This window comes from Prosthecobacter sp. (assembly GCF_049294395.1).
Taxonomy (GTDB): domain Bacteria; phylum Verrucomicrobiota; class Verrucomicrobiia; order Verrucomicrobiales; family Verrucomicrobiaceae; genus Prosthecobacter.
Genome location: NZ_JBAQCR010000028.1, coordinates 1 through 10,422, shown reverse-complemented (window position 1 = coordinate 10,422; position 10,422 = coordinate 1). Strand labels below are relative to the sequence as shown.

General features: G+C 59.7%; 8 protein-coding genes and 1 pseudogene. 4 read left to right on the top strand and 5 right to left on the bottom strand.

The features are described from left to right. From WAW39_RS01770 to WAW39_RS01760, 3 genes and pseudogenes are all read right to left on the bottom strand, one after another. A partial coding sequence (locus WAW39_RS01770) for a hypothetical protein (protein WP_422315146.1) occupies positions 1-397 on the bottom strand: 397 nt, incomplete at its 3' end. Between the two features lie 21 nt (positions 398-418). Then, a pseudogene (locus WAW39_RS01765) lies at positions 419-472 on the bottom strand (hypothetical protein); the annotation flags it as partial. Between the two features lie 138 nt (positions 473-610). Beyond that, complete coding sequence (locus tag WAW39_RS01760; protein WP_422315144.1) at positions 611-1,015, bottom strand: prepilin-type N-terminal cleavage/methylation domain-containing protein; 405 nt, start codon at positions 1,013-1,015, stop codon at positions 611-613. 538 nt (positions 1,016-1,553) lie between these two features. Between WAW39_RS01760 and WAW39_RS01755 the strand changes: the two genes are divergently transcribed. Beyond that, positions 1,554-1,991, top strand: a complete 438-nt coding sequence (locus WAW39_RS01755; RefSeq protein ID WP_422315142.1) for a rhodanese-like domain-containing protein — start codon at positions 1,554-1,556, stop codon at positions 1,989-1,991. A 4-nt stretch (positions 1,992-1,995) separates the two neighbouring features. Here WAW39_RS01755 and WAW39_RS01750 read toward each other — a convergent pair whose 3' ends face one another. Beyond that, positions 1,996-2,844: an MBL fold metallo-hydrolase gene (locus tag WAW39_RS01750; protein ID WP_422315140.1), complete on the bottom strand. Its 849-nt coding sequence runs from the start codon at positions 2,842-2,844 to the stop codon at positions 1,996-1,998. Then, the gene (locus WAW39_RS01745) at positions 2,841-4,223 is read right to left on the bottom strand and encodes an NAD(+)/NADH kinase (protein ID WP_422315138.1); all 1,383 of its coding nucleotides are present in this window, start codon (positions 4,221-4,223) and stop codon (positions 2,841-2,843) included. The genes WAW39_RS01750 and WAW39_RS01745 overlap by 4 nt, the downstream gene beginning before the upstream one ends. 185 nt (positions 4,224-4,408) lie before the next feature. Here WAW39_RS01745 and WAW39_RS01740 point away from each other — a divergent pair, with 185 nt between their 5' ends. The 3 genes from WAW39_RS01740 to vccA all read left to right on the top strand — a co-directional run. After that, on the top strand, positions 4,409-5,638 hold the full coding sequence (locus tag WAW39_RS01740) for a hypothetical protein (RefSeq protein ID WP_422315136.1): 1,230 nt from the start codon (positions 4,409-4,411) through the stop codon (positions 5,636-5,638). 81 nt (positions 5,639-5,719) lie between these two features. Beyond that, positions 5,720-6,259 (top strand): RrF2 family transcriptional regulator, encoded by a 540-nt coding sequence (locus WAW39_RS01735; RefSeq protein WP_422315134.1) that lies wholly within the window; start codon positions 5,720-5,722, stop codon positions 6,257-6,259. A gap of 592 nt (positions 6,260-6,851) precedes the next feature. After that, on the top strand, positions 6,852-10,422 hold a 3,571-nt coding region (gene vccA, locus WAW39_RS01730), incomplete at its 3' end, for a Verru_Chthon cassette protein A (protein WP_422315132.1).

The window sequence follows — 10,422 nt, the reverse complement described above, 5'->3', positions numbered from 1 at the left end:
CCAGATCCACACGGGGAAAATCGCCTTGCTGCCAGTCTGGCAGCGTCAGGTACTGCTGCGCATTGTACAAGGCAGCGGTTTGCAGTTGATTGGGGTTGCTCGTGTAATCCGTAAAATGATCGGCCGTGGTCTGATCGAGAAATCCGACCCGCGCACTCGGATCCGTCGATCTCGGGTTGGGTTTCAGCAGCTCGAAACGTTCCTGGCTGGAGGCCTTGGAATTATACTCGGAGCGCACGCTTTCGAGACTGCGAAACTGAGCTGTGCTGCCCACGCGCATCTGCGCCATCACCCACGCCGTCAGCGCGCTCTGCACCGACGCCTGCTGCTGCCGTGCCATGACACGGTGCGCATCGCGTGAGGCATTCGAAATCGCTGCCACCACGATCGATGACATGATGCCGATGATGGCAATCGTGAAGATGGCCTCAACAAAACTAAATCCCTGCTCCCTCCTCCTCTTTATTGTCATGTTCATAATCAGTGCCACCTAAATTTGCATATCGCACAAAAGCCGCCGGGGAGTCACCTCCCCGGCGGACGTGAAGCGTCCGAATCTGTTGTTTTTAGATCAACAATGAGCCGGGCGAAACGTTAGCTGAGCCTTGGACTACTGCGAGGAGGTCGTGTCGTACTTCAGCTGCTTGTTGCCGTCGTCCCAGTTCAGGTAGCCGATCACCGCGGTGCGATCTTCAGTATTGATGGGACCAGAGGTGAAGATCTTGCCCGCGAATGCACCCTTCGTTGGGGACAGTGTACCACTTTCAGCAGCGGCAACAGCCAATGCAGTGGTGGTGATCTCACTGGTGTCAGCGCCAGCGGCGATGGCGGCATTCACCACGGAGGCAACGGTCTGCGCATTGCGGCGGGCCGAAGCGTCACGGGCGCTTGCGTTCAGGTTGCCGATGTTCGGGATCGCGATGTCGGCGATGATGCCGATGATGGCGATGACGACGAGCATTTCCACGAGGCTGAAGCCAGCTTTGCGGGAAGTGTTGAGCTTGATGTTTTTCATAGTGTGTTGTGTGTGTTTGGCTGTTGGTTTTGCATTCGAGATGATCAGCTTGTGGAGTTGTTCAGCCTCGAATTATGGAAATTGTAATTTATTGTGGAAATAAGTTCAATGATTATTTTCATATTTTTTACAATTGAGACACATCTATTCGCTTCTGTTTCAGTCTTTGCAGTCGTTTTCCCTGCTAAAGGCTAGGCTTAAGGCCCGATAATTCGCGCCTGTCTTTTTTCGAATACGGCCAAAGTATAAAGCTTTTTCCCTTCGAAAAGCACCCCAATCCCCCGTTGTGTGCCCCAATTTCATCCAATCTGGATTTAATTGGCGATTTAATTCTTCTCATAATTCAGCCCTTCCAACCTCCATTAGAATAATATGGCCATTATTATCTATGCCTTAAATTTTAATAAAAAGGGATTATCTTGAATGAAATTTTCCATACTAACAATAAGCTAAAGCTTCATCTGGTAACGTCAGTCCACGACCACCTCCGCGACTTCCGCTCGCCAACTCCCCACAAAGAGGCAAATTTCCGTCCTTCATGAATCCCCTCCTCATGCCAGCACTCCTGCTCTTCGGACTCTGCACCTTTGCCCTCGCAGCGGAGCCGCCCGCCAGCCCCGTGCTGCCTCCCGCCGTGATTGTCCCTCCCGAAGTTCATGAGATCGCCCCGGATCAAGTCGTCCGCCAGCTCGTCGATCAACCGGACACGCTGATCATCGATGTCCGCACCGAGGACGAGCGCCACATCCGCGGCTACATCCTCAAATCACTCAACTACGACTACTTCCACGGCCAGCAGGCCCTTGATGCCATCGCCAAGCTCGACAAAACCAAGCCCTGCATCGTCCACTGCGCCATCGGCGGCCGCGCCCAGTTCATCGCCGTCCAGATGCACCAGCTCGGCTTCAAAAACATCCTCCTCCTCAAAGGCGGCTTCAATGCCTGGACCGCCAGCGGCCAGGCCATCGCCAAGTGAGGGCCTATTCCGCCTTCTTCATCTCCAGCCGCTCCCCGCACCGCATCACGCGGTACGGCTGCTCCAGCCTTTCGCAGGCGCTCACAAATTCGTCCGTCGTCTCCGTGTTAAACTCAAACATGTCGTAGTGACAGGGCACCACCAGCCTTGCCTCCCCCACCTTGGCCAGCGCCGCCGCCTCCGTGCCATTCAGGTTTCCCGCCACCCGCCGCTCCGGCCGGTTCCCATTGATCGGCAGCAGCATCAGATCACAAGAAAACTGCCGCGCCATGCGCACGATGTCATCGTGCCAGAGCGTGTCCCCGCTGTGGTAGATCGTAAACGGCCCGCATCTCACCAAAAAACCCGTGCAGTGGCAGTGCTCATCCTCATCACGGATCACCTCATTGTGCTTGGCAATGACCCCGCGAATTTCCCATTTTCCCTCGAAATACTTGTCCCGGTCCCCCGTGCCGCAGTAGGTCACGTCGGCATCCCCCAGCCTCTTCTTGGCCTCGGGAATGACCGGATACGGCACATACAGCCGAATGCCCGGATTCGCCTCCGCCAGCGGCACCAGCGTCGCACCGTCCAGATGATCCGTATGCACATGGCTCGCCGTCACACGGCTGATGCCCGTCAATCGCCCCGGGTCGATGCAGCGCTCCGTCATCCGCACATGCGGCTTGTCCGTGGCGGCATACTTTTCCGTCAGTGAATCGGAGAGGTAGGGATCAAACAGCAGCCGCTCCCCGGCCCACTGCGCCAAAAATCCGCTCTGCCCCAGCCACCACACATGCAGCGTGTCTTCGTCCAGTGAAGCCGCCGCCATGTCCGCCAGCAGCGCATCGTCTTTTTGTAACGCTGGGATCATGCGCCAAATTGGATCGCTGCGATTTTTTCCGCCATGTCATGGCTGGCGCAAAACACCAGCTCAGCCGCCGCCGCGCGCGACATCCGCGCATGCAGCGCCACCACACGCCCCATGCTCAGCCCGTCCACATACGCCTGCACCGGCCGGTGCTTCGGGTCGATGTTCCGGATCTCCACCGTCGTGTCAGGAGAAAGCAGCGCGCTGCGCCAGTGCGCCGGCTGCAGCACGTTCGAGCCCACAAGTAACCATGCCGGCGTATCCGCCAGCAGCGGTGCCGCCCCCATGCTCCGCGCATACGCAGTCGATCCGGCAGCCGTTGCCACCAGGGCCCCGTCGCATACCAGCTTGGGAATTCGTCGCACGTTATTCACAGTGATCTCCAGCCACGCCGACTGGCTCGTCGCACGCTCCAGCCACGAATCATTGAACCCGTGCGCCGGATGCCTGCGCCCTTCTTCGTCCTCAAATTCAAGGAACAACATGGGCATCTGCCGGAAAATCACATCACTCGGCGGAAACGAATTCGCCGTTACTTGATCCGGCCCGTTCAGCAAAAATCCCAGGTGCCCCGCATTGACGCCGAAAAACGGCAGCCTCTTCCGCCAGTGCTCGCGGATGCTCCGCAGCATCGCCCCGTCCCCGCCGATCACGTTGATGAAATCCGCCTCCCCCGCCGCCACATGCCTGCCATCCAGCAGCTGGCTCAGCTCACGCACCTTCGGGTTTTCCACATCCGCCTGCAGGAAAAACTTCGCGTCCTCCAGCGTGCCCCGCGCCCAGTTCCCTGGCACCGGCGCACGGTACAGGCCGTAGCGCGCCAGGTAGGCCTCCGCCCGTGGCGGCACCAGATCGCGCACACATTTTCCATGGCTCAAATGTTCGCGGATCTCCGTGCTGGAGCCCTCAACCAGATGCTCGATCACCCGTGCATGAGGTGGCAGGTCGTCATCACTCATCGTGTAGCCCGGCCGCTTCAGCACCGCAAAATTCGCCCGATCCCACAGCTCCAGCCCCTGCGCCCACGTCCGCTGGATCAGCGACTCCCCTTTCGCACCTCCCGTCACCAGATCCGCCCCCACCACATGCCACAGCTCCCCTTCAGCCTCAAAGCGCCGCTGCAGCTCATGATTCCGCGTAAAAGTTTCCTGCTCAAAGTCAGACAGATCCACCGTCACCTTCGGCAGCCCCCCAAACACGATGTCCGCCAGCGCCGCCCGGTACACCGATGGCACGCTGTCCGTCTCCGGCTTGTCCGGCCGTGGTCCGCAGGGGATCACCCGCACCTCGTCAAAATCCTGCGCCAGTCGCATGGCGATGGCGGCATGGTGGTTCCCCGGGGGGTTGAAGCTGCCTCCAAAAATAGCGATCCGCTTTGGCATGCCCCACCGTGCCAGTGGTCCCTGCGAGTGCAAGCAGCCAGAAGCCCTCCTCGCAAAGTCAGCCCGGCAAATCTTTATTCCCATGTCGTTTTTCCAGCGCACCAGAATCGCTGCTTGATACTGTGCCTCCTTTCTGCCGCCCCTGCTCGCACGGCACCTTCCCCTTTGATATTCAACGCCTCACCATGAGATTTCCCCTCCCTTCCCTGCTCCTCTGCACCGCCCTCACTTCCTTCCTGCAGGCAGAGGTCACCCTGGACCCCTGGTCCTACACCGAGACCGATCTTTACCCCAGCGCCATCGTCTCCACCGCCACCGTGGACTGGAACGGCGACGACCAGATCGCCGAGGACAAAAAAACCGCTGACGACCCCAAGCCCAGCAAAAAGGAAATCCCCATTTATGGCGACGAAAACGGCTGGCTCGCCGTCGATCTCACCGGCCTCCCCAAAAACGCCCAGGTTGAAGTCACCATCTCCATCGACGGCTTCCTCAAGCCCTCCACCTGGAAAGGCAAAGTCACCCGCATCACCAAAGCCGGCGAAGCCCGCATCTTCCCCAAGGCCCTCTGGGACTACGATGCCCTCCTCAAAGTCCGCCAGCAGCGCCCCATCAACGTCACCTTCCAGGCCACCGTCAATGGCGTCGCCGTCCCCGACGACCACGAAACCTACGTCATGCGCTCCATCAATGACTGCATGTTCTACGTCCTCATGGACGAAGAAGGCGAGGACTTCGACGACTTCTCCTGGCTCTTTGCCGCCTACGTGAATGAAAACCACCCTGAGGTGGACATGATCCTCAAGGAAGCCCTCAAAAGCGGCATCGTCTCCGACTTCTCCGGCTACCAGTCCGAAGAGCCCAAAGACGTCATGATGCAGGTCTTCGCCATCTGGAACGCCCTCCAGCGCCGCGGCATCAAATACAGCGACGTCTCCCACACCCTCCCCAGCAAATACGTCGTCAGCCAGACCGTGCGCTTTCTCGATGACTCCGTCCGGGCCACTCAGGCCAACTGCGTGGACGGCTCCGTCCTCATGGCCTCCGTCCTCAGCAAGATCGGCATCACCTCCTACCTCGTCATGGTCCCCGGCCACTGCTTCCTCGCCTTTGACCTCGGCGATGGCGAAGACGCCAAACGCATCGGCCTCGAAACCACCATGCTCGGCAACGACGAAATCCGCTCCGTCGAAGAAATCGCCAATCTCACCGAGAAAGCCAAACTCACCGAGTTCAAAGCCTCCTACAAGACCTTCACCAGCGCCGTCAAAATCGGCAATGCCAACCTCAAGAAGTACAAGACCGAGCTCGAAGACGACTCCGAGGACGCCGATCCAGACATCCAGCTTATCTCCATCCCCGACGCCCGCGATCTCGGCATCATGCCCATCGCCACGTCCAGAGATTCCAGGTAGCCGAACGCACCTCCAGTCTCCACAGGTGAAATCAATTATTCCTACTTGCCCGGTGGGCGTAGCCCTTTCATAATTATTGCCATGCGACTGACCAAACGCGGAGAATATGCCTTGCGCACCATGATACGGCTGGGCATTGCCGAGAGACAAAAAGAAGGCGTGATTTCCGTCTCCTCACTGGCCGAGCAGGAGCACCTTCCCTTCAAGTTTCTTGAGGCCATTCTCTTCGAGCTGCGCACAGCCGGCTACGTGGAAAGCACTCGCGGCAAATACGGCGGCACGCGGCTGGCCAAGCCAATGAAATCGATCAAAATGGGCGAAATCGTCCGCCTCATTGACGGCAAGCTGGCCCCCATCGGCTGCGCCAGCGAGACGGAGTATGAGAAGTGCTCCTGCCCGGACGAAACGCATTGCGGACTGCGCATGCTCATGATCGATGTCCGCAACGCGATTGCCAACATCCTGGACCGTTACACCTTGGAAAACGTGGTGGAAGTCACCCTGCGCAAACAGGAACAGTGCGCTGCAGCCCCGAAAAAGTCCGCCAGGAGAAAAGCCAGCGCTAGGCATGCCGATCCATCAGACGGCTTCCTGGCCGTGCTGCTGGACTCGGTGGCATAGCCCGGACTGTTTGTTGCAAGCGCAGATTCGCTGAACTCATGCCCTAGCGTGATCAGCCGCTTCAACAACCGCGCCCTTCCGTCTCCAGAGGGTGTGGCTGCCCTCGTCATGCGCCACCGCTCACCACGGCGCTAAAAAGCAATTTTCACCCGTCCGCGCCACCGGCTGCGTCCGAAATCTGCCGGAAGACAAAAAGCCTTATATTCCTACTGGACAAGAGTGATATAAAAGCTTAATCTCCCACTAGATAGATATGCTTTAAACCGGTACATCAAAGAACCGATCCGAAAACGGAAGGACTTTTCAAAATGCGCCCGCGTCCGAATCCCCTCCATGGGAAAGGCCGCGGTCCACTCCACGGAACCAATGAAAAATCCCCTGCACTCAGACTTCCCCATTCTCGCTTCGACGCCGGCCATGCTCCGGCTTTGTGGATGTCGTTGAGGTGATGTGGTGACGGGCTGCCCCTGCCAGTTCGTCTTTCCTCAGCACCCGTCTGTTCTGTCTCTTTGGCTTCCTGCTTCAGGATCAGCCTCTCCACGCGCACGCCCTCTTTCCAGGCATCACAGCGCTTCAGCCCCCGCTTCTTCTCATGAAACTTTCTGCTTCCCGCTCCAGCTCCCGCCGCCGTGGCATGGCCTTGGTCATGGTCGTGCTCATGCTCGCGCTCATGCTCACCCTCATGCTCGCGGTGTATTCCATGTCCGGTTCTGAGCTGAAAGGAGCCACCCGCTACGCCAGCGGCCAGCAGGTGCGTCAGTTTGGCGATCTTGCAGTGGACGTGGCCATCGCGCAGCTGCGCAAAGGCACCACGCCGAACGCGCAAAACATCGGCCGTGAGGTCTGGACCTCCCAGCCCGGACTCATCCGCCAGCATGATGCCTCCGGAGATCTGCTCGCTGCTTACAAGCTCTACTCCAGCTCTCAGATGGTTGTGAACGGCGGCACCGATGCGGAAGTCTCCCTGCTCAATGACACTCCGCCCACAAACTGGCAGGAGCTCAAGGCGCGCTACGTCGATCTGAACCGTCCGATCCACCGCATCGATACCACCGGCACCACCACGCTGCATTTCCCCATCATCGATCCACGCGCCATGACCGGGCAGACTGACACCGTCAGCGGCTTCTCGTTTTCAGACAAGCTCGTCAACGGCCGCACCGTCACCGGAGTGAAGACCACCGGAGGAGACAGCCAGCGCCTGCCCATGCCGGTGGAGTGGCTCTATCTGCTGCGCGATGGCACGATGGGTACGCTGGACCTGCAGAACAAATTTGTCGCTGCCGTCTCACCGACTGTGGACAATCCCATCGTCGGCCGCATCGCATTCTGGACCGATGACGAGAGCAGCAAGGTGAACATCAACACCGCCTCCGAGCCCACCCCCTGGGCCGTCCCCACTTTCTACCACGAAGACGATGCGGCCTATGCCCGCTACCAGCCTGTGAATGGAGAACTCCAGCGCTATCCCGGCCATCCCGCCACCACCGCGCTCAGCCCCATTCTCTTTCCCGGCAAAACGCTCACCCCTCCAGACAAGGATGTCATCTATCGCCTCACGCCCAAGATCGGCACCGGCGGCTCTGTCAGCGGCACCAAGTCCTTTCAGGACAGCAGCATCGCCCAGATCAAGCTCGCCTCCTTTCGCAAGGAGCGGCTCTACGCCAGCCTGGATGAATATCTGCTCCAAGAGAACCGCACAGAAAACAACTTCGGCCTGGGTGTGCAGGCGCGGGACGTCCTCCAGCGGAAAGGCTTCTTCCTCACCGCACAAAGCCGCTCCCCGGAGCTGAATCTGCACGGCCTCCCCAAGATCGCCCTGTGGCCCGTCAGCTACCGTGGAGCCGATTACAGCACCTCGTATGATCAGCTCATCGCCTTCTGCTCCACCCTGCGCCAGAGCGGCACCGGAGGTCTGCGCAAATACATCTTTCAGCGTGGCAATGCCGACTCCACCACGCAGGACATTCAGCGCCCGGAAAACCAGGCCCTGCTGAATTATCTCTACACTCTCCTGCAAAACCCCATGCCCGGCTTCGCCGCCGTGCCCAGCCAGAACTTCTCAGCCAAGTACGGCGATGACCTGCGGCAGATCCTCGTCGAAATTTTCGACTACGTCCGCAGCACCAACCTGCATGACGGCAACATTGTGCAGGACCCCAAGGTCATCACTCCCGGCGTCGATGCCACGCAGAACTTCCTCCTTGGCTACGCCTCCGGTTCATCGCGCACGTTTCAGTTCAAGACCTTCACCGACCCACGCTTTTTCCGCTCAGACCCAGACAGCCCGGACGCCAGTGGCTCTGGACTCGTTGAGGCACTGGGCTATCCCGGCCACGGCCAGGTCACGCCATCACAGTGGGCCACCGGCGGCAAAACTTACCAGGGCATCGGCCGCTTTCCCACCGTCACCGAAGTCGGTCTGCATTTCATCTGCGCCGCAGACAACACCGACGACCCTGCCAACACCTATCCTGAAGTCTATCCCGCCATGGGCAGGCCCGGCGGCCGCACCGCGCCCACGATCAATGGTGCCACACCGCAGGCTCGCTGGTACTCAAACTTCCCCCCGGTGCCCGCTCCAAATCCCTTCCGCGGCGAAAAGGCAAACACCAAAACCTGGCCCAAAACCGCTGGATTCCCCTACGGCCCGGACCCCGCGCATCCAGGCTACCAGTCCGTAAACTGGAACTTCCAGCTCAACAAAAACACCCCGCTGCAGCCCGGCATCCGCCGCATCCAGTCACGCCTGCTGCTGGAGTTCTTCGTGCCTGCCGCAGGATACACGCTTCTGGAACCCGAGTTCACCGTGCGCGTCTCCGGCCTCAAGAAATTCCGTGTCAATGGGCAGCAGCTCTTCCCCAATGACAGCGAGTTCCTCTACACCGGGCGGCGTGCTACCAATACCGGCAGCCAGATGACCGGCGGCTACGGCATCGGTCTCAAAGGCGTCCTGCGTGGTCGCGAGGCCGTCGCTCGCGCACCCATGACCGCTGACAACAACTGGGGCAATGCCGACTGGAAAGTCAAACCCTCCGCCTCCTCTGGCGATGACACCAGCGTGATCAATTACAACCTCCTCAGCAACTTCATCGACATCGACGTGGGCCGTGACGGCAGCAAGCCCATGAACTTCTCCCAGGCGGATCTCAGCATCGAAATCTACAGCGGACACCTCAACCGCATCCCCGCTAGCGGAGACACTCAGGCCGTCCTTGTACAAACGCTCACACCCAGCTTCCCTGCTGCACCCACCATGCCCGCCCCCACGCTGGTGCGGCAGTTCAACAACGCCATGACTGCGGCGAACGACAAGCTGGAAGCTCCCGCCTGGTGGACATTCTACAGCCGGGGTGCCCTCGGCATCAGCCTCACCAAGGCCCAGGAGACCGCCATCCGAAACGATTCCTCAGGCTTTTACAGCACCTTCACAAAAAACAGCACCGCCACTCAGCGCGGCCGCATGTTCCGGGACAACGTGGCAGCCCGCACCGGCTCGCAGCCCGCCCGTGGTGCCTACTTCTTCGGCTTTGATGCCGAAGACTCTGCTGTTCGCCTCTTTAAGCCACAGGTCTCCTCCAGCGTGGCGCAGGCCGAAATCGAAGAAGGCAGCGACGTGGTGCAGACCGTCACCATCAAGCATGGCGACTACCGTCTCACCTCCGCCATGAACGTGGTGGACGCCAGCCAGTGGCAGCCGCATCGCTATTACGGCACTCGCAGGCTCGCCCACAGCTTCACCAATTTCGTTTCCAATCAGCTGCCCGGATATGACTACGGCACCAAGTCCGACGTCCCCAGCCGTCTCGTCGCCACCAAGGCCGGAGCCACTTATCCAAACACTCGCATCCCGGATCTCCCCTACTTTAACGCCGCCACCACGGCTGCACAACTCTACGGCGACTTTGACAACGGCCCGGGCCCAGCGCGCGACGGCCCCTACATCAACAAACCCGATGAGGGCAACGTGAACAAAGTCGCCAATGGTGGCGTCCCCTACCTCAGTGAATCCAACCAGCACACCACGGTGGACAACGTCTTCTTCACGCCCAACCGCCTCATCGCCTCTCCCGGCGCGCTCGGCTCTCTGCCCACCGGTGTAAAGTTTGGCAAACCCTGGCGCACCCTCCAGTTCCGTCCGCAGCAGGGCCACCCCGGCGGCC